Source organism: Paracoccus sp. N5, from assembly GCF_000371965.1.
In the GTDB taxonomy this organism is placed as follows: Bacteria; Pseudomonadota; Alphaproteobacteria; order Rhodobacterales; family Rhodobacteraceae; genus Paracoccus.
Genome location: NZ_AQUO01000001.1, coordinates 2,833,511 through 2,852,653, shown reverse-complemented (window position 1 = coordinate 2,852,653; position 19,143 = coordinate 2,833,511). Strand labels below are relative to the sequence as shown.

Here is a 19,143-nt window from a genome sequence, read left to right as displayed (position 1 = left end):
CGCGACCCCGGACTGACGCCATCGAACCGCCGGGCATCCCCCGGCGGTTTTTTCATGCCCGCAGCCAGTCCGCAGCCAGGCGGATGTCCCGGGCCCCGGCCAGCGGCAGCAGGCGCTGCAATTCGGCCAGCAGCCCGGCCAGCCGCGCCTTGCCCATGCGCTGCCCCGGCTCGGGCCAGAAGGCGCGCACGGCCAGCGCCTCGCCGTCGCGCCGGGCATCCAGCCGGCCGATCAGCCGGTCGCCCTGCATCACGGGAAAGACGTAATAGCCGTATTGCCGCCGCGCCGCCGGCACGAAGATCTCGATGCGATAGCGAAAGCCGAACAGCCGCTCGGCCCGCGCCCGGTCCCGCAGCGCCGGATCGAAGGGCGAGAGCAGCCGCACCCGCCCCGAAGGCTCGGGCAGCGCCGCGACCCGGTCGGCCAGGTCCGGCAGGGCATAGCTGCGCCGGCGCGGACCGTCGGCGGTCTGGACCTCGATCTCGGCGATGCGGCCCGCCGCCAAGGCCCGGGCGCACCAGGCCTTCGCCTCGTCGGGCGTGGCGATCTGGAAGAACGCGGCCAGCTCGCCCGAGGTGGCGAAGCCCAGCCGCTCCAGCGCCGCCGACAGCGCCCAGTCGAGGATCTCGGCATCGTCGAGCCGGGCCGCCCGTTGTGCCTCGGGGATCACCCGCTCGGCCAGGTCATAGACCTTGCGAAAGCCGCTGCGATGCCGGATCGCCAGCCGGCCCGAGCGCCACAGGTATTCCAGCGCCGTCTTGGAGGGATGCCAGTCCCACCAGCCGCCCGAGCCGCGCGGCGCGTCCCCGCCCAGGTCCGAAGTCGAGGCCGGGCCGTGATCGGCGATATGGCGCAGCACGCTGTCGAATTCCGCGTCCCAGCCCGCGCGCCGCCATTTCGGCCAGCGGCGCTGCATATGCGCCTCGTCCCGGGCGAATTTCAGCCGCCACATCGGATAGAAGCGCATCGGGATCACCGCGGCGTCATGGGTCCAGTGCTCGAAGGCGGCACGCTGCCGGGCGATCAGCGATTCCAGCGCCGCCGGCCGATACTGCCCGCGCCGCGACCACAGGATCAGGTCATGCGCCCGCGCCAGCGTGTTGACGCTGTCGACCTGCACGAAGCCCAGCCCGGTCAGCACCCCCTCCAGATCGGCGCCGCGCCCCGGGCCCGAACCGGGCCGCAACAACAGGTGGCGGTCCAGGAACAGACGGCGGGCGTCGCGGTTCGTCAGCAGGGGCAGCGTCATGGCGTCCGTTCGAATGATGCGCGGGGAGGCGACCTTGCGGGGCGCCCGGGCTTGGCCTACATCATGCAGAACAAGGAAAGGATCCGCCATGGCAATGGAAGCCCATGACATCGAAGCCCTGATCCGCGCCGCCTTCCCGCAGGCCAGGATCACGATCACCGACCTGGCCGGCGACGGCAACCATTACGCGGCCGAGGTGATCGACGAGAGTTTCCGTGGCCTGAACCGGGTCCAGCAACAACGCGCGGTCTATGCCGCGCTGCAAGGCAAGATGGACGGGCCGAGCGGCGCGCTGCATGCGCTGGCGCTGACCACCAAGGCCCCCGAGTAAATCGCAAGCACGCCGTGCTTCAGCAAGGAACCGCAGATATGACCGACGCACGCCAGCAGATCCAGCAGACCATCGACGGCCATGACGTCGTCCTGTTCATGAAGGGCACCAAGGAAATGCCGCAATGCGGCTTCTCCAGCCGGGTGGCCGGGGTTTTGAACTACATGAACGTGGATTACCGCGACGTGAACGTGCTGGCCGATGCCGACATCCGCCAAGGCATCAAGGATTTCTCGGACTGGCCGACCATCCCGCAGCTCTATGTCAAGGGCGAGTTCGTCGGCGGCTGCGACATCGTGACCGAGATGACGCTCTCGGGCGAGCTCGACCAGCTCTTCGACAAGGCCGGCGTCGCCTATGACAAGGACGCCGCGAACAAGATCCGCGAAGCGAACGCCTGAGCACGCACCGCAGCGAAAAAGCCCGCCTTTCGGCGGGCTTTTTGCTGTTTTCACCAGCGCTCGTCACCGTCCCAATCGTCCTCGGATCGGCGGCCGCCCAGGCGCGAGGCCAAGGTCATGCCGATCGCGAAGGCGCCGATCAGCGGCACGAAGGGCGCGGCGCGGGACTGAGTGGCGCCTTGCGCGACGCGCTCGGCCGCATCGGCGGGCAGGCCCAGCTTGCGCGAGGCACTTTCGCCCGCCTTGCGCACCGCGCCGACGACGCGGGCCTCGGTCCGGTCGGCGAAGCGATCGGCGCGATAGGCCAGGGTGTCGGCCACGGAATGCACCCGCTGGCTGGCCCGATCGACCATCTCGCCAGCCTTTTCCGAGGCGCGGTCCAGGGTGCGGTCCGCAAGCCCGCTGACCTTCTCGACCGCCGCATCGGCGGCAAGGTGCAGCTGCTCCTCGATCTCGGCCTTCAGCTGGTCGGTGCTGGGCGTCGGATGACGCTCCTTGCCGCCGGCCAGCATCAGGATGATCCCGATCAGCAGGAACCCGGCGCCGATCGCCAGCGAGGCCCAGAGCGGACCCCAGTGCAGGTGATAGGCCAGCCAGGTCCACAGCGCCGCCAGCAGGAACCCCGCCGCCACCAGCAGCGCCACCCCTGCCCCGGCCATCAGCCCGGCACGGCGCAGCTTGTCCGTCAGGGCAAGCTGCAAGTTCCTGGTATAGGCGAACATGGCGGCGCGCTCAGCGACGGGCGATGATCAGGCCCAGCAGGAAGCCGACGCCGGCGGCGATGCCAAGCGCCTGCGCCGGGTTGCGGCGCACCATGGTCGAAACCTCGTCGTAATATTCCTCGGCATGCTCGGCCACCTCGCTGGCACGGCGCTCACCCTCGCGATACAGGCGGCGGGCCTCGCCGCGGGCGCGGTCGGCATAGTCGTGACCGCGCTCGCGCGCCGCCTCGACATATTCCTCGCCGCGCTTGCGGGCGGTCTCGACGAATTCCTGGCCCTTTTCCCGCACCGTCTCGTAAAGCTCGGCACCACGCTCGCGGGCGCTGTCCAGCGCCGCGCTGGCGTCGTCGGCCGCATTGCGGGCATGCCGGCCCATGTCGTCGGCGGCGTCGCGGGCATGTTGACCGAGATCGTCCGCCGCCTTGCGGGCTTCGTTCTTCATGTCATCGGCGGTGGATTGAGGATTGGCCATGGCAATCTCCTTTCACAAGGCTGTATCGGTTTCGCAGACAGAACCGCGACACCCCGCCGATTGTTCCACCGCCGGGCGCGATTTAGGACGCCTCGGGCAACACCGCGTCGAAAGCCGGCAGCAGCCGCGCCAGGGTGCCATCCACGTCCTTGAGCTTGTCGAGCCCGAAAAGCCCGATGCGGAAGCTGCGGAAGCCCTCGCCCTCGCCGACCTGCAGGGGCACGCCGGCGGCGATCTGATAGCCTTCGGCCAGGAATTTCCTGCCGTTCTGCACCTCGGGGTCGTCGGTATAGCAGACCACCACGCCCGGCGCCGCGAAGCCATCGGCCGCGACCGAGCGCAGCCCGCGCCGCGCCAGGTCGGCGCGCACCGCCTCGCCCAGCCGCCATTGCGCCTCGCGCGCGGCCTCGAAGCCCAGCGCCCGGGTCTCGGCCATGGCGTCGCGCAGCCCGATCAGCGCGTCGGTCGGCATGGTGGCATGATAGGCATGGCCGCCGTCCTCATAGGCCTTCATGATCGCGCGCCATTTCTTCAGGTCCAGCGCGAAGCTGTCGCTGGTGGTCTGCTCCAGCCGCTCCAGCGCCCGGGCCGAGAACATCACCATCCCGGCCGAGGGCGAGGCCGACCAGCCCTTCTGCGGGGCCGAGATCAGCACGTCGACGCCGGTCGCGGCCATGTCGACCCAGATCGCGCCCGAGGCGATGCAGTCGAGCACCAGGATCGCGCCCACCTCATGCGCGGCATCGGCCAGCGCCTTGATATAATCATCGGGCAGGATCATCCCCGCCGCCGTCTCGACATGCGGGGCGAAGATCGCCTCGGGGCGGGTCTCGCGGATCCGGGCCACCACCTCGTCGATGGGCGCGGGGGCGAAGGGCGCGCGCGGCTCGTTCCCGGCCGGGCGGGCCATCATCACCGTGGTCTCGCGCGCGAAGCCGCCGGCCTCGAAGATCTGGCTCCAGCGGAAGCTGAAGAAGCCGTTGCGGATGATCAGCGCATGGGCATCGCGGCCGAACTGGCGCGCCACTGCTTCCATCGCGCAGGTGCCGCCGCCGGGGACCAGCGCCACCGCCTGGGCCGCGTAGACGTCGCGCAGGTTGGCCGAAATCTCGCGCATGGCGGCCTGGAACCGCTGCGACATATGGTTGAGCGAGCGGTCGGTGAAGACGACCGAGAATTCCTGAAGCCCCTCGGGGTCCACGTCTGGGCGAAGTCCGGGCATGGTCTGTCCTTCATTGCTGGTCCTGCGGGTCGCAGCCTAGCGCGGGGCGCGCGCGCGAGCCAGCCCCGCCATAAGTCGCAGCCCCTTGCCCGCGGCGGGCGGCGCGACTAGCTTTGCACCTGGACAATCAACAGGCCAATCATGCGCATCGGCATCCTGAAATGCGGCCAGTCGCCCGAGGTCATTCGCGGCGAACTGGGCGATTACGACACCCTGTTCGAGCGGCTGCTCGCGGGGCGCGGCTTCGAATTCACCAGCTATCACGTCGAGGCGATGGCGTTTCCCGCCTCGGTCCACGACGCCGAGGGCTGGCTGCTGACCGGCTCGCGCCACGGCGTCTATGAAGACCACGCCTTCATCCCGCCGCTCGAGGATTTCATCCGCCGCGCCTATGCCGAGCATGTGCCAATGGTCGGCATCTGCTTCGGCCACCAGATCATCGCCCAGGCCTTGGGCGGCAAGGTCGCGAAGCATCCCGGCGGCTGGGCCATCGGCCCGCAGGACTATGATTTCGAAGGCGAGCTTGTCACCATGAACGCCTGGCACCAGGACCAGGTGCAGGAGAGGCCGCCGGGCGCGACGGTGCTGGCCAGCAATGATTTCTGCGAGAATGCCGTGCTGGCCTATGACGATCGTGCCCTGACCGTGCAGGCGCATCCCGAATTCGGCGACGATTTCATCCATGGGCTACTCGACCACCGCGCCAAGGGGGTGGTGCCCGAGCCCTTGCAGGACGCCGCGCGGGCGCGCATGGGCGGGCCGTTGCATTCCGCCGGCATCGCCGACCGCATCGAGCATTTCCTGAAACAGCCCCGCGCCAGCATGGCCGAAGCCCGGCGGGGTGTCGCATGAGATCGCACTGGATCGACGAGACCCCGCAGGCCGCACAGGATTACGTCGCCGGCCGCCGGCTGGACGAGGTCGAATGCATCGTCGCCGACATCGCCGGGGTGGCGCGCGGCAAGGCCATGCCGGCCTCGAAATTCGCGCATCAGGAACGGTTCTACCTGCCGAACTCGATCTTTTTGCAGACCATCACCGGGGACTGGGCCGACAACCCCTCGGGCGCCTTCACCGAACCGGACATGATCCTGACGCCGGATTTTTCCACCGCGACGGCGGCGCCCTGGACGGCGGACGTGACCTTGCAGGTGATCCACGACGTCTCGGACCAGTCCGGCAGGCCGGTGCCCATTGCGCCGCGCAATGTGCTGAAGCGCGTGCTCGAACTCTATCGGCAGAAGGGCTGGAAGCCCATCGTCGCGCCCGAGATGGAATTCTTTCTGGTCGCGCGCAACATCGACCCGAACCAGCCGATCATGCCGCCCATGGGCCGCTCGGGCCGGCGGGCGGCGGCGAAGCAGGCCTATTCCATGTCGGCGGTGGACGAATACGGCAAGGTCATCGACGACATCTACGACTTCGCCGAGGCGCAGGGTTTCGAGATCGACGGCATCCTGCAGGAGGGCGGCGCCGGCCAGGTCGAGATCAACCTGAACCACGGCGACCCGGTGCATCTGGCCGACCAGATCTTCTATTTCAAGCGGCTGATCCGCGAGGCGGCGCTGCGCCACGACTGTTTCGCCACCTTCATGGCCAAGCCCATCGAGGGCGAGCCCGGCAGCGCCATGCACATCCACCATTCGGTGGTCGGGCTGGAGGATGGCCGCAACATCTTTTCCGACCCGCAGGGCCGCGAGACGCCGGCCTTCCTGCATTTCATCGCCGGGATGCAGAAGCACCTGCCGGCGGCGGTGGCGCTGCTCGCGCCCTATGTCAACAGCTATCGCCGCTATGTCCCTGATTTCGCGGCACCGATCAACCTAGAATGGGGCCGCGACAACCGCACCACCGGGCTGCGCGTGCCGATCTCCGGCCCCGAGGCGCGGCGGCTGGAAAACCGCCTGGCGGGAATGGATTGCAACCCCTATCTGGGTCTCGCCGCCAGCCTTGCCTGCGGCTATCTGGGGCTCTGCGAACAGGAAAACCCGCGCGCGGAATGCCTGGGCGACGCCTATATGTCCGAGGACGAGCTGCCCTATAACCTAGGCGACGCGCTGGACCTGATGGCCGAGAGCGCGCCGATGCGCGAGGTGCTGGGATCCGAGTTCGTTGCGGTCTATCAGGCGGTGAAGCGCAACGAATACAAGGAGTTCCTGCAAGTCATCAGCCCGTGGGAGCGTGAGCATCTGCTGCTGAACGTGTGAGATCGGCGCGGGTCGGTCCCGGCCGCGCGCGTCGCATGGGTATTTGTGGAGCAAAGAAGCGCCGGCATGAACCTGCTGTTTTCCAACGACCGGCTGGGGGAATATCCGCCGAGCCTTTACGCCGCGACGCGCGCGCCGCTGCCGGCCTTTCCGCAGCAGCGCGGCGAGGCGCGGGCCGATGTCGTCGTGGTGGGCGCGGGCTACACCGGGCTTTCGGCGGCGCTGCATCTGGCCGAGGCGGGACTCGACGTCATGGTGCTGGAGGCGCATCGCGTCGGCTTCGGCGCCTCGGGGCGCAATGGCGGCCAGCTCGGCTCGGGGCAGCGGCTGGAGGTCGATGAGCTGGAGCGGCTGGCCGGCGTTCCGGCCGCGCATCGGCTGTGGGACATGGCCGAAGAGGCCAAGGCCCTGACCCGCGATCTGGCCGCGCGCTCGGGCGTGCCGGTCGCCGATGGCATCGCCCATGCCTTTCGCAAGCCGGCCGAGTTCGACCATGCCCGCGGCATGATCGAGAAGCTGGCGCGCGATTACGCTTACGCGCGCATCGAGGCGCTGGACCGGGATGCGTTCCGGGCGCTGGTGCCCTCGGCGGCCTATATCGCCGGCGAGCTCGATCATGGCGCCGGGCATCTCGATCCGCTGGGCCTGGCACTTGGCATGGCGCGGCTGGCCGATGCGGCCGGGGCGCAGATCCGCGAACTGAGCCATGTCCATCACATCCGCCACGGCCGGGCGGGCGAGAAGAGCATCGTGCAGACCGGCAAGGGCCGGGTCATCTGCGACCATGTCATCCTGGCCGCGAATGGCTATCTGGGCCATCTGGACATGCGGATCGCCGCGCGGGTGATGCCGATCAACAATTTCATCGTCGCGACCGAGCCGCTGGGCGCGCGGGCGGCCGAGGTTCTGACCCGGCCCATCGGCGTGCATGACACGAAATTCGTGGTGAATTACTGGCGGCTGGACCCCGAGGGCCGGCTGATCTTTGGCGGCGGCGAGAATGTCAGCTATCGCTTCCCGAAGGACATCGCCGCCAAGGTGCGAAAGCCGCTCTTGGAGATCTATCCCGGGCTGGCCGACATCAGGCTGACCCATGCCTGGGGCGGCACGCTGGCGATCACCATGAACCGGATGCCCTGTTTTGCCCGGCCGGCGCCGAACTGCCTGTCGGCCAGCGGCTATTCCGGGCATGGGCTGGCGCTGGCGACGCTGGCCGGCAAGCTGATGGCGCAGGCGGTGGCGGGTCAGGCGCAGGGTTTCGACACCATGGCCGCCCTGCCCTCACGCCCCTTTCCCGGCGGAGCCGCCCTGCGCTGGCCGCTGCTGGTCGCCGGCATGGGCTGGTATTCCCTGCGCGACCGGCTGGGTTTTTGAGGGCTGGGCCCTTGAGGCCAGCTCGGCGGCGCGGCGGGCCTTGGCGCGGGCGATGCGCTCGGCCATCTGCTTTTCGCGGTGGCGGTGATAGGCCTTGATGACCGGCACCGTCAGATAGTGGATGGCGATGCAGATCGGCAGGCCCTCGATCACGCCGCCGACCATATAGGGCGTGAAGATCTGCTCGTTGAACTGCAAGAGCTGGTCCCAATGCGCGACGCGATCGGTCACCGGCGCCAGCAGGTTGTTCCACAGTTCGCTGCCGGCGCGGGTGAATTCCTCGAAGATCAGATGCGGGGTGAACTTGCCCTCGACCCCCAGGATCCAGCGGCCCAGCCCGGTCGCGGTCAGCGCCACGAAGGGCGTGGTCAGCGGATTGCCGACGAAAGTGCCCAAAAGCGCCGCGAGGATATTGCCGCGGATGATCCAGGCGATCAGCGCCGCCCCCATCAGGTGAAAGCCGAAGAAGGGCGTGAACGAGACGAAGATCCCCGCCGCCCAGCCCCGCGCCACGCGATGCGGCCGGTCGGGCAGCCGCCGCAGCCGGTGCAGCACGTATTTCGACGCCCGCTTCCAGCCCGAGCGGGGATAGAACATCTCGGTCCACATCTGAGCGTAGCTCAGCGGTTTCCTGCGCTTGAACATCGCCCCGCCCTCAGGCCAGATGCGCGGAGGGATCGCGGATGCGCGAGACCTGGGCCACGTCGCTTTCCGCCTCGAGCGCGGTCAGCAGCGCATGCAGATGCTCGCGGCCGCGCAGCTCGACCTCGATCCGCAGGCGATAGAAATCCGGCTTGCGGTCGATGAATTCCAGGTCCGAGATATTCGCCCCCTGCGCGCCGATCAGCGTGCAGATCCGGCCCAGCACGCCGGCGTCATGGCGGATGGTCAGCGACAGCATGGTCGAATAGGCGGCCGGGTGCTGGCCCTCGCGCCAATGCAGGTCGACCCAGCGTTCCGGGCTGTCCTCGAATTCGGCCAGCACCGGGCAGTCGATGGCATGGATCACCACGCCCTTGCCGCGATAGGTGATGCCGACGATGCGCTCGCCCGGCAGCGGGTTGCAGCAGGGCGCACGGGTGAATTCCTGGTCGGCCTCGAGCCCGGCGACGGCGCGGCGGGCGTCGATCTCGCTCCGGGCCGAGGCGAGTTCGGGGTAAAGCGTCGAGAGCACGTCATGGGCCGAGATCTCGGCGCTGCCGATCCGGGCCAGCAGCTCGTCGGTATCGGGCAGCGCCATGGTGCGCGCGGCGGTGCGCAGCGCCTTGTCGCTGACCTTGCGGCCGACATGCTCGAAGGCCACCCGCACCAGTTCCGAGCCGAGGCGGATGAAGCGCGTCCGGTCCTCCTGCCGCAGGCTGCGGCGGATGGCGGCCTTGGCGCGGCCGGTGACGACGATGTCGAGCCAGGTCGCCTGCGGGCGCTGGCCCGAGGCAGCGATGATCTCGACCGATTGCCCGTTCTTGAGCCGCGTCCACAAGGGCACGCGGATGCCGTCGACCTTGGCGCCGACGCAGGACGAGCCCAGCCGGGTATGGATCGCATAGGCGAAATCCAGCGGCGTCGCCCCTTTCGGCAGCGGGATCACGTCGCCCTTGGGCGAGAAGCAGAACACCTGGTCGGAATACATCTCGAGCTTCACATGCTCGAGGAATTCGTCGTGGTCCTCTTCGCCGAAACGCTCGGTCAGGCTGGCGATCCATTCGCCCGGATCGACGGCGAAGGGGTTCTCGGTGCGGGCGCCGTCGCGATAGGCCCAATGCGCCGCCACGCCCGATTCCGCGACCTCGTGCATCTGGCGGGTGCGGATCTGCACCTCGACCCGCTTGCCGTCGCGGCCCGAAACCGTGGTGTGGATCGAGCGATAGCCGTTGGCCTTGGGCTGGCTGATATAGTCCTTGAACCGGCCCGGCACCGCGCGCCAGCGATGGTGGATCACGCCCAGCGTGCGATAGCAGTCGGGCTCGGTCCGGGTGATGATGCGGAAGCCGTAGATGTCCGACAGGCGCGAGAAGGACAGCTGCTTTTCCTGCATCTTGCGCCAGATGCTGAACGGGCGCTTGGCGCGGCCATAGACATCGGCCTCGATGCCCTCGCGTTCCAGCTCGGCACGGATGTCGGCGGTGATCTTGGGGATCACGTCACCGGATTCGCGTTGCAGGCTGACGAAGCGGCGGATGATCGAATTGCGCGCCTCGGGGTTGATGACCTTGAAGGCGAGGTCCTCAAGCTCTTCGCGCATCCATTGCATGCCCATCCGGCCTGCCAGCGGCGCGAAGATGTCCATGGTCTCGCGCGCCTTCTGCTGCTGCTTGTCGGGGCGCATGGACTTGATGGTGCGCATATTGTGCAGCCGGTCGGCCAGCTTGACCAGGATCACGCGAAGATCGCGCGACATCGCCATGAAAAGCTTGCGGAAATTCTCGGCCTGCTTGCTGTGCGCGCCGCTGAGTTGCAAATTGGTCAGCTTGGTGACGCCATCGACCAGATCGGCGATCTCGCGGCCGAACATCTGCGCCACCTCGGCCCAGGTCGAGCGCGTGTCCTCGATCGTGTCGTGCAGAAGCGCGGTGACGATGGTCGCATCGTCCAGCCGCATCTCGGTCAGGATGGCGGCGACGGCGACGGGATGGGTGAAATAGGCCTCGCCCGAGTGGCGGAACTGGCCCTCGTGCATGCGACGCCCGTATTCATAGGCGTCGCGGATCAACTCGGCATTGGTGCGCGGGTTGTAGTTGCGAATGAGCGCGATCAGGTCTTCGACGTCGATCATGTTCAGCCGAAGACCTTATGCTCAGTTCCTGCCTTGCGCGTCCAGCATCATGCGCAGCATGCGCTCCTCCGACTCTTCGTCGGCGGGTTTCGGGCGGTCGATCTCGGCGCCCAGCAGCAGCGCCATCGCATCCTCTTCCGGCTCGTCGACCTCGATCTGGGTCTGGCTGGATTCGATCATGCGCTCGCGCAGCTCATCGACGGGCTGGGTCTCGTCGGCGATCTCGCGCAGCGAGACCACGGGATTCTTGTCATTGTCGCGGTCGACGGTCAGCGGGCTGCCCGCGGCGATTTCACGCGCACGATGGGCGGCCAGCATCACCAGGTCAAAGCGGTTCGGAACCTTGTCGACGCAATCTTCGACTGTCACGCGGGCCATCGGTCACCTTATCAGCTGGAATCGGGGTGCAGGGCGAAGCCGGATAAATGGCGTCGCACCCCGGAAATGTCAAGCGGTCAGGGGCTTCATACCCGCCAGCGCGCCCGCTGGCAAGGCCGCCAGCATCTGCGCCACCGTCAGCCCCAGGCGCGGATGGCGCCAGTCCGGCGCGATCTCGGCCAGGGGCGCCAGCACGAAGCCGCGGTCCTGCATCCGCGGATGCGGCAGGATCAATTCAGGCGGCGCATGCCGCGGCTGTTCCTCGGGCGGCAAGCCGCGCCAATGATCCTGGGTCGCGGCATCGGGCAGCACCAGCCCGTCCAGCGCCAGCAGGTCCAGGTCCAGGCCGCGCGCCTGCCAGCGCGCGCCTCCGCGGGTGCGGCCGAATTCTGCCTCAATTTCGTGCAATACCGCCAGAATCCGGGCCGGCGGCAGGTCGCAGGCGAAGGAAACCGCTCCGTTCACGTAATCGGGACCGGAACCGGCCGGAAAAGCCGGGGTGATCCAGAAACGGCTGATTGCACATGGCTGGACCTGGGGTATTTTCAGCAGCTTATCCAGCGCGAATCGGATTGTTTCCGCCGGGACACCTGCCGAACTAGGCAGGTTTGCACCCAGCGCCACCAAGGCTAGTTTCGCGTTCTGGTTTGGGTTTCGGGACATCTTGGGGGAATCGTGTTTTACAAGGATGATCGGCTGGCGTTGTTCATCGACGGGTCGAACCTTTACGCCGCGGCGAAGTCGCTGGGCTTCGACATCGACTACAAGCTGCTGCGGCAGGAATTCGAGCGGCGCGGCAAGCTGATCCGCGCCTATTACTACACGGCCCTGCTGGAAAACGAGGATTATTCACCGATCCGCCCGCTGGTCGACTGGCTGCATTACAACGGCTATTCCATGGTGACGAAGCCTGCCCGCGAATACACCGATGCGCTTGGCCGTCGCAAGGTCAAGGGCAACATGGACGTGGAGCTGGTCATCAACGCCATGGAACTGGCGCCGCGGCTGGACCATGCGGTGCTGTTTTCCGGCGACGGCGACTTCCGCCCGCTGGTCGAGGCGTTGCAGCGCCAGGGCGTGCGGGTCTCGGTGGTCTCGACCATGCGTTCGCAGCCGCCGATGATCGCGGACGAGCTGCGCCGCCAGGCCGACAATTTCATCGAGCTGGACGCGCTGCGCGACATCATCGGCCGGCCGCCGCGCGAAGCCGCGCCGGCGCAGGACGCCTGAGACCGGACACCTGGGATCGGGCGCGCCTAGCGCTCGGTCAGCTTCAGTTCGATGCGGCGGTTCTGGGCCCGGGCCTCGGGCGTGTCGCCCTGGGCCACCGGCCGCGTATCGGCAAAGCCCGCCGGCAGCAGCCGGTCGGCCGGAAAGCCCAGATCGTCCACCATATAGCGCACCACGGCCAGCGCCCGCGCCTGGCTGAGTTCGCGGTTGTCGCGATAGCGCCCCTGCCCCGACAGGGGCTGGCTGTCGGTATGGCCGTCGACGCGGATGATCCAGTCGATCTCGGGCGGGATCTCGGCCGAGATCTGCTTCAGAAGATCGCTGACCCGGGCGATCTGCGCCCGGCCCTCGGGCGAGAGCGTCGCCTCGCCCGCCGGGAACAGCACCTCCGAGGAAAAGGCGAAGCGGTCGCCGACGACGCGCACGCCCTCGCGGCCCTCCAGGATCTGCGACAGCCGGCCGAAGAATTCCGAGCGGTAGCGCGCCAGATCCTTGGCCTCGGCCTCGGCCTTGCTGCGGGCCTCCGCCTCCAGCGCGCGGCGCTTCTTCTCTTCTTCGGCGGCGCGCAGCAGCGCCAGGTTCAGCCGCTGGCCCAGGTCCTCGACCTTCAGATCGGCGGCCTTGCGCTCCTCTCCGGCGGCATCCAACACGGCGCGCAGGCTGCCGAGCTGGTCGTTCAGCTGCAGGACCTGCTGGTTCAGCAACGCCAGCCGGCGCTGGTCCTCGGTCGAAAGCGCCTGCTGCTCGGAGAGCTTCTGCTGCGCCACGGCCAGCAGCGCGGCCTGCTTCTCGGCCTCGGTCGCGCTGGCCTGCGCCTGGTCGCCCAGATCCTTCTTCGCAGCCTCGGCGGCGGCGAGCAGGGTCAGCGTCTCTTCGGCCTGCTTGCGGGCGGCTTCCAGTTCCATCGTCATGGCGGTCAGCTCGGCATCGGATTGCGCGAGCTTGTCCTGCAAGGCCCTGGCCGCCTCGGCATCGGCGCTGCGGGCGGCCTGGGTCCGGGTCAGTTCCTGCGCCGCATCGGCATTGCGGCGACGCAGGTCGGCAACCAGCGCCTCCAACGCCGCGCGCCGGGCGGCGGCCAATCGCGCCGCCTCGGTCTGTTCGTCGATCCTGCCCTGCGCCTCGGCCAGCTGGCCGCGCGCGGCACCCAGGTCGCGGTCCAGCCCCTGGGCCCGGCTTTGCGAGGTCGAGAGCGCCGCCGTCAACTGCGCCAGCTGCGCGCCCAGCTGGTCCAGCTCGCTGTCCTGGGTGGTGATCTGGTCGCGCAGCACCGATTGCACCAGGAGGAAGATGGTCAGCACGAACATCATGACCATCAGAAGCGCGGTCATGGCATCGACGAATCCCGGCCAGATCGTGGCCGAGAACCGATTGCCGCCGCCCCGGCTAAGCCCCATCGCCGCGCTCCAGGTTGCGGATGGCGCGGGTCAGCGCCGCCATGTCCTCGCGCAGCTCCGAGATCAGCCCGTCGCGGCCGCTGGCGGCTTCCTCGACCAGCCGGCCCAGCTGCACGTCGATCGAGCGCAGCCGCATCCGCGCCTCGGGGTCGTCGCCCGAGGGCGCGCGCGCCGGCGCCTGCTCCAGGATGCGGTCCTGCCCCTCGGCCAGCCGTTCCAGCGCCCGGATCAGCAGGCCGTTGTCGGGCGCCGGGTGCTCGGACAGGGCGGCGAGGCGCGTCAGCGTCTCGGCCAGGGCCGGATCGCGGGCCGGCGACTCGGCCAGCGCCGCCAGCCGGTCCTGACCCGCCGCCAGCCGCTCCAGCGCCTGCGTCAGCGCGTCAAAGGCGGGCTGGCCGGCCAGCAGACGCTCCTGCCCCGCGGCCAGCCGGTCCAGTGCAGCCAGCACTGCCGGATCCTGGCGCGGCGCGGCGGCAAGACCCGCCAGCCCCTGCTCGACCCCGGACAGCGCCCGCGCCGTCGCCTCGCGCTCGGCGGTAAGCGTCGCGCCCAGCCGGTCGCGGTCCTCGCCCAGAAGCCCCGCCAGCTGCTCGACGCCCTGCGCCAGGGCCAGCGCGCGCTGGTCGGCGGCCGCCGCCTCCTGGTCGCGCAATTCGTCGCGCTGCGCATAGAATTCCTGCAAGCCGGCCAGCTGCGCCTCGACCCGTTCGGCGAAATCGACCAGCGCCGCCTCGCCCAGGCCGTGCCCCTCGCCGCCGGCAAGGCCGACGCGGGTAAAGCCCGACATCCATTCTTCCAGCTCGCGATAGAAGCGGTTCTGGCCATGGGTCACGAACAGCTCCAGCAGGCCGACGACCAGCGAGCCGGCCAGGCCCAGGAGCGAGCTGGAAAAGGCCGTGGCCATGCCGCCCAGCTGCGATTCGAGCCCGGTCATCAGCTTGTTGAAGACCTCGATGCCGGTCTCGCCATCCTTGGGCGCCAGCGCCCGGATGGTGTCCACCACCGCCGGCACCGTGGTCGCAAGGCCATAGAAGGTGCCCAGAAGGCCCAGGAAAATCAAAAGGTTGGCAAGGTAGCGGGTGATGTCGCGCGCCTCGTCGATCCGGGTCGCCACCGACTCCAGGATCGAGCGCGACGATTCGGTCGAGATCACGCCTCCGACCGGCCCGCGCTGGCCCAGCAGCGCCGAAAGCGGCGCCAGCAGGCGCGGCGCCTGGTCGGCATCGGCGGGCTCGGCCGTGCTGACGCCGCGACCGGCGGCATTGCGGCGCCGGGCGGCGAATCGCTCGATCCAGCTGACCGACTTCACCAGTTCGGCCACCTGCCAGAAGCAGCCCAGCACCCCCATCACGAAGACGGCGAGGATCAGCCCGTTCAGCGCCTCGTTCGAGGAAAAGATGCGCAGGATGCGGCCATAGGCGAACCAGGCCCCGGCCACGACCAGCGCTAGCGCGATCAGCATCAGCACGATCTGGCGCACGGGTTGCGAGAATTGCGGCTGGCTCGGGCCGGTCAGCCCCGGCTCGCCCCGGCGCGTGGCCGCAAGGCGGGCAGCGCGGGTCTTGCGGCCTTCGGCGGCGGCTTGCGGCGGCGCATCGGCATCGGACGGGGACAAGCGGCAACTCCATTCCCTGCTTCGCGGGCGACTGTAGTGGCCGGATCGCCCGCTGCCAAGCGATGCGGCGGGGCGCCGCCGGTCAATCCGGCTTTGGTCGCACCAGCAGCCGGACGCGGCGCGCCAGCTCGTCCATCTCCAGATCCTCGACGCCCATCTCGGCCAGGTGCATGGCGGTGTTGAACAGATAATCGGCGTTCGGCCCGCGGCCGCCATGGGCGCGGGCGATGATCTCGGCCTGCTGGGCCATGTCCAGATGCGCCCAATACTGGTCGTGGTCGCGGCGGATGACATAGGCGACGGCCTCGACCCGGCGCCCGTCGGCCAGAAGCAGCGGCAGTTGCAGCTCGGCATAGGCCTCGGTGGTCAGCTCGCGCTCGCGCAGCCCGGCCAGCGTGTTCGGCCAGTCGGTATCCTCGACCCGCAGCGCCAGCCCCACGCAATGCGCCTGCGCGTCGATGTCGAGGCCCAGGACCAGCCCCGGCGCCTCGACCGTGCCGCGATAGACCACCGAGCGCAGGCAGAAGCGGCGGGCAAAGCCCTCGACCCGCGCCTGCACCGTCTCGGCCACCGGAAAGCCGGGATCCCACATCAGCGAGCCATAGGCAAAGACCCAATGCTCTGGCCGCTCACCCATTCCTGACCCCATCCCGCTTTGCTTTCGCTTGCGAAAAACTTAGGACAGCATGGCCGCCGTTCCAAGACGGCTCGACCAGACGAGGAAACCCATGCGCCGATTGCTTCTGTGGCTGACCGTGCTTGCCTTGGCTCTGGGCGGCTTGTGGCTGGGGGCCGAGGGGCTGCTGGTGCGCGAACTGCGCCGATTCGCCGCCGAGACCCCGGGCGTCGGGATCGGCACCCTGCACGAGCTGCGCCGGCCCGGACGCATCGGCGTTTCGGCCGTCGCCGTCGAGCTGGAGACGCCCTCGGGCCGGCTGGCGCTGCCGCAGGCCCAGGCCTGGGTCGGTCCGCTGCACCCGACCGAGCTGCGGCTGGACCTGCCGCCGCAAGCGGTGCTGGACGCCGGCGCCGGAGCGATGGTGCTGGGTCTGACCGATGCCGAGGCCGGCCTTGGGGTGCGTCCCCTGGCCGGCGCCGAATTCCGCAGCGTCTTCGCCCGTTCCGGCCCGCTGACGCTGGAGGGGGCACCGCTGGCGCAGGGTCTCGATGCCCGGGCCCGGCTGGCCGACGACGGCGGCTATGACGTTGCGCTGTCGCTGCACGACCTTGCGCCCGAGGCACTGTCGAACCCCCTGCCCCTGCCCGGCAAGCTGAGCCTTAAGGCGACCGGCCGGCTGTGGCTCGACCGGCCGCCGTCGCCGCAGACGCTGACGCCCGAGACCATGCCGCTGCCGACCGGGCTGCGGCTCGACGGGTCCGAATTGCGGCTGGGCAAGCTCGGCGCCCGCATCCTGGGCGAGGTCCATGCCGATGCCCAGGGCCGGGCGCAGGGGCTGCTTGCGGTCTATACGCCCGATGCGCGGCCGATGCTGGAGGCGGCGGCGGCGGCCGGGCTGATCCCGCAAAAGGTGGTGATGCTGGCCGGCGCGATGCTGAAGAACATCTCGGAACTGCCGCTGCCCGAGGGCGCGGATTTCCCGGCCCCCGCCAGCGGCGAATTGCGCCTGCCGCTGATTCTGGCCGATGGCAAGGTCAGCCTGGGGCCGGTCACGCTGGGCCCGGCGCCGGTATTCCCGCGCCGCTAGGCGTCCTTGGCGGGCGACTGGCTGCGGCCGAAGTCGGGCGCCGCGGTATCCTGCCCGGCCTCGATGATGCCGCGCCGGATCGCCCGGGTGCGGGTGAAATAATCGTGCAGATGCGCGCCGTCTCCCATGCGGATGGCGCGCTGCAGGACGAACAGCTCCTCGGTGAAGCGCCCGAGGATATCCAGCACCGCATCCTTGTTCTGCAGGAACACGTCGCGCCACATCGTCGGGTCCGAGGCCGCGATCCGGGTGAAATCCCGAAAGCCGGCGGCGGAATACTTGATGACCTCGCTTTCCGTCACCCGCTTCAGGTGATCGGCGACGCCGACCATGGTATAGGCGATCAGGTGCGGCGTGTGGCTGGTCACCGCCAGCACCAGGTCGTGATGCGCCGCGTCCATCTCCTCGACATTGGCGCCCATGCCGCGGATCAGCCCGGCCAGCCGCGCCACCGCCGCGGGGTCGCTGCCCTCGACCGGGGTCAGCAACCACCAGCGGTTGCGAAACAGGCTGGCAAAGCCCGAGCGCGGCCCGGAATGCTCGGTTCCGGCCAGCGGGTGGCCGGGCACGAAATGCACGCCCGCGGGGATATGCGGCGCCACCGCCTCGACCACGGCGCGCTTGACCGAGCCCACGTCGGTCACCGTCGCGCCGGGCTTGAGGAAGGGCGCGATCTCGGCCGCGACCTCGCCCATGGCGCCGACCGGCACCGCCAGTACGATCAGATCGGCGCCCTCGGCGGCCTCGGCCGGGGTCTCGACCACGCGGTCCACCAGCCCGATCTCGCGCGCGGTGGCCCGGGTCTCGGGGCTGCGGGCATAGCCGACGATCTCGCCGGCCAGCCCGGCCTCGCGCATGGCCAGCGACATCGAGCCGGCGATCAGCCCCAGCCCGATCAGGGCGACGCGGTCATAGATCCGACCCATCAGCGCCGCTCCGCCCGTTCGGCCATGAACTGGCCGATGACATGGGCGACACGCCGGCACGAGGCCTCGTCGCCCACGGTGATGCGCAGGCAGTTCGGCAGGCCATAGCCGCCGACCCGGCGCACGATCAGCCCCTGGGCCTTCAGATAATCGTCGCAGGCCTCGGCCACGGCCTGGTCCTCGAACCGGGCCAGGATGAAATTGGCGCAGGAGGTGTCCGAGGGCACGCCCTTCTCGGCCAGGGCCTCGGCCAGCCAGGCGCGCATGCGGGCGTTCTCGGCCTGGCAGCGGGCGATATGTTCGCGGTCGCGCACGGCAGCCTCGGCGGCATCGAGCGCGGCCGAGGACAGGTTGAACGGCCCCCGGATGCGGTTCAGCACGTCGATGATCTCGCGCGATCCGTAACCCCAGCCGATGCGCAGGCCGCCAAGGCCGTAGATCTTGGAAAAGGTCCGGGTCATGAACACGTTCGGCAGCCGGGTCGCCAGTTCCGCCCCGCCGTCGTAATCCTCGACATATTCGGCATAGGCGGCATCCACGACGACGATGGCCTGCGGCAGGGCGCGGGCCAGCCGCTCGATCTCGGGCAGGCCGACCATGGTGCCGGTCGGGTTGTTCGGATTGGCCAGGAACACCAGGCGGGTGTGCTCGCTCGCCCCGGCGATCAGCGCGTCGATGTCGGTGACACGATCACGCTCGCGCACGGCGACCGGGGTCGCCCCGGCGGCAAGGGCGCTGATGCGATACATCAGGAAGCCGTGCTCGGTGAACAGAACCTCGGTCCCCGGCCCGGCATAGGCCTGGCACAGGAAATGGATGATCTCGTCGGAACCGACGCCGCAGATGATGCGCTCGGGGTCCAGCCCATGCACCTCGCCGATGGCGGCGCGCAGGCTGGCATGGTCGGTGTTCGGATAGCGATGCAGGGCATGCGCCGCCCGCACCACCGCCTCGCGCGCCTTTTCGGACGGCCCGAACGGGTTCTCGTTCGAGGACAGCTTCACCACGTTCTCGACCCCGGCCACCTTGGCGGCGCCGCCCTGGTAGAGCGCGATCTCCATGATCCCGGGTTGCGGAGCGATGACGGTCTGGTTCTGCGACATGACGGGCCTCTTGCAAGCCCGGCCCTCTTACCGCCCG

The 19,143-nt window shown here is 69.0% G+C and carries 20 protein-coding genes; 7 read left to right on the top strand and 13 right to left on the bottom strand.

Translation table 11 applies throughout. The annotated features are described in order from the left end of the window. Positions 1-52 precede the first annotated feature (52 nt). Complete coding sequence (locus PARN5_RS0114445) at positions 53-1,249, bottom strand: crosslink repair DNA glycosylase YcaQ family protein (protein WP_018000488.1); 1,197 nt, start codon at positions 1,247-1,249, stop codon at positions 53-55. A gap of 88 nt (positions 1,250-1,337) precedes the next feature. Here PARN5_RS0114445 and PARN5_RS0114440 point away from each other — a divergent pair, with 88 nt between their 5' ends. Further along, the gene (locus PARN5_RS0114440; protein WP_026155441.1) at positions 1,338-1,580 is read left to right on the top strand and encodes a BolA/IbaG family iron-sulfur metabolism protein; all 243 of its coding nucleotides are present in this window, start codon (positions 1,338-1,340) and stop codon (positions 1,578-1,580) included. Positions 1,581-1,618: 38 nt separating this feature from the next. Then, entirely contained in the window at positions 1,619-1,981 is a 363-nt protein-coding gene (gene grxD / locus PARN5_RS0114435; RefSeq protein ID WP_018000486.1) for a Grx4 family monothiol glutaredoxin, read from the top strand. Positions 1,982-2,031: 50 nt separating this feature from the next. On the opposite strand, the gene PARN5_RS0114430 is transcribed toward grxD, so the two are convergent. The 3 genes from PARN5_RS0114430 to PARN5_RS0114420 form a co-directional block, all read right to left on the bottom strand. Next, positions 2,032-2,703: a phage holin family protein gene (locus PARN5_RS0114430; RefSeq protein ID WP_018000485.1), complete on the bottom strand. Its 672-nt coding sequence runs from the start codon at positions 2,701-2,703 to the stop codon at positions 2,032-2,034. A 10-nt stretch (positions 2,704-2,713) separates the two neighbouring features. Further along, positions 2,714-3,175, bottom strand: coding sequence for a DUF883 family protein (locus PARN5_RS0114425; RefSeq protein ID WP_018000484.1), 462 nt, complete (start codon positions 3,173-3,175; stop codon positions 2,714-2,716). An 82-nt stretch (positions 3,176-3,257) separates the two neighbouring features. Continuing rightward, positions 3,258-4,397: an aminotransferase class V-fold PLP-dependent enzyme gene (locus PARN5_RS0114420; RefSeq protein WP_026155440.1), complete on the bottom strand. Its 1,140-nt coding sequence runs from the start codon at positions 4,395-4,397 to the stop codon at positions 3,258-3,260. A gap of 141 nt (positions 4,398-4,538) precedes the next feature. Here PARN5_RS0114420 and PARN5_RS0114415 point away from each other — a divergent pair, with 141 nt between their 5' ends. From PARN5_RS0114415 to PARN5_RS0114405, 3 genes are all read left to right on the top strand, one after another. Beyond that, on the top strand, positions 4,539-5,249 hold the full coding sequence (locus PARN5_RS0114415; RefSeq protein ID WP_018000482.1) for a type 1 glutamine amidotransferase: 711 nt from the start codon (positions 4,539-4,541) through the stop codon (positions 5,247-5,249). Next, positions 5,246-6,604, top strand: a complete 1,359-nt coding sequence (locus tag PARN5_RS0114410) for a glutamine synthetase family protein (protein WP_018000481.1) — start codon at positions 5,246-5,248, stop codon at positions 6,602-6,604. Before PARN5_RS0114415 ends, PARN5_RS0114410 begins: the two co-directional genes overlap by 4 nt. Before the next feature lie 66 nt (positions 6,605-6,670). Then, entirely contained in the window at positions 6,671-7,978 is a 1,308-nt protein-coding gene (locus PARN5_RS0114405) for an FAD-binding oxidoreductase (RefSeq protein ID WP_018000480.1), read from the top strand. Here PARN5_RS0114405 and PARN5_RS22200 read toward each other — a convergent pair. The 4 genes from PARN5_RS22200 to folK form a co-directional block, all read right to left on the bottom strand. Further along, the gene (locus PARN5_RS22200) at positions 7,886-8,623 is read right to left on the bottom strand and encodes a DUF2062 domain-containing protein (RefSeq protein WP_081614976.1); all 738 of its coding nucleotides are present in this window, start codon (positions 8,621-8,623) and stop codon (positions 7,886-7,888) included. The genes PARN5_RS0114405 and PARN5_RS22200 overlap by 93 nt on opposite strands. Positions 8,624-8,633: 10 nt before the next feature. Further along, positions 8,634-10,751 carry a bifunctional (p)ppGpp synthetase/guanosine-3',5'-bis(diphosphate) 3'-pyrophosphohydrolase gene (locus PARN5_RS0114395; RefSeq protein WP_018000478.1) on the bottom strand — a complete coding sequence of 706 codons (2,118 nt, stop codon included), beginning with the start codon at positions 10,749-10,751 and terminating at the stop codon, positions 8,634-8,636. A 21-nt stretch (positions 10,752-10,772) separates the two neighbouring features. Then, a complete protein-coding gene (gene rpoZ, locus PARN5_RS0114390; RefSeq protein WP_018000477.1) occupies positions 10,773-11,129 on the bottom strand; it encodes a DNA-directed RNA polymerase subunit omega in 357 nt (118 codons plus the stop codon). Positions 11,130-11,198: 69 nt separating this feature from the next. Then, positions 11,199-11,792: a 2-amino-4-hydroxy-6-hydroxymethyldihydropteridine diphosphokinase gene (gene folK, locus PARN5_RS22195; RefSeq protein ID WP_081614975.1), complete on the bottom strand. Its 594-nt coding sequence runs from the start codon at positions 11,790-11,792 to the stop codon at positions 11,199-11,201. 12 nt (positions 11,793-11,804) lie between these two features. Between folK and PARN5_RS0114380 the strand changes: the two genes are divergently transcribed. Further along, a complete protein-coding gene (locus PARN5_RS0114380; protein WP_018000475.1) occupies positions 11,805-12,359 on the top strand; it encodes an NYN domain-containing protein in 555 nt (184 codons plus the stop codon). Positions 12,360-12,385: 26 nt separating this feature from the next. Here the strand turns inward: PARN5_RS0114380 and PARN5_RS0114375 are convergent, their stop codons facing one another. The 3 genes from PARN5_RS0114375 to PARN5_RS0114365 all read right to left on the bottom strand — a co-directional run bounded on the left by PARN5_RS0114375 (position 12,386) and on the right by PARN5_RS0114365 (position 16,008). Then, positions 12,386-13,756, bottom strand: a complete 1,371-nt coding sequence (locus PARN5_RS0114375) for a peptidoglycan -binding protein (RefSeq protein WP_018000474.1) — start codon at positions 13,754-13,756, stop codon at positions 12,386-12,388. Next, positions 13,746-15,371, bottom strand: coding sequence for a hypothetical protein (locus PARN5_RS25205; protein WP_018000473.1), 1,626 nt, complete (start codon positions 15,369-15,371; stop codon positions 13,746-13,748). The genes PARN5_RS0114375 and PARN5_RS25205 overlap by 11 nt, the downstream gene beginning before the upstream one ends. An 82-nt stretch (positions 15,372-15,453) precedes the next feature. Then, positions 15,454-16,008: a gamma-glutamylcyclotransferase gene (locus PARN5_RS0114365; protein ID WP_018000472.1), complete on the bottom strand. Its 555-nt coding sequence runs from the start codon at positions 16,006-16,008 to the stop codon at positions 15,454-15,456. A gap of 91 nt (positions 16,009-16,099) precedes the next feature. Between PARN5_RS0114365 and PARN5_RS0114360 the strand changes: the two genes are divergently transcribed. Further along, entirely contained in the window at positions 16,100-17,077 is a 978-nt protein-coding gene (locus PARN5_RS0114360) for a DUF2125 domain-containing protein (protein WP_036744620.1), read from the top strand. Here the strand turns inward: PARN5_RS0114360 and PARN5_RS0114355 are convergent. Next, positions 17,074-18,003 (bottom strand): prephenate/arogenate dehydrogenase family protein, encoded by a 930-nt coding sequence (locus PARN5_RS0114355; RefSeq protein ID WP_018000470.1) that lies wholly within the window; start codon positions 18,001-18,003, stop codon positions 17,074-17,076. The two genes, PARN5_RS0114360 and PARN5_RS0114355, sit on opposite strands and share 4 nt — an antisense overlap. Continuing rightward, entirely contained in the window at positions 18,003-19,106 is a 1,104-nt protein-coding gene (hisC, locus tag PARN5_RS0114350) for a histidinol-phosphate transaminase (RefSeq protein ID WP_018000469.1), read from the bottom strand. Before hisC ends, PARN5_RS0114355 begins: the two co-directional genes overlap by 1 nt. Positions 19,107-19,143 lie beyond the last annotated feature (37 nt).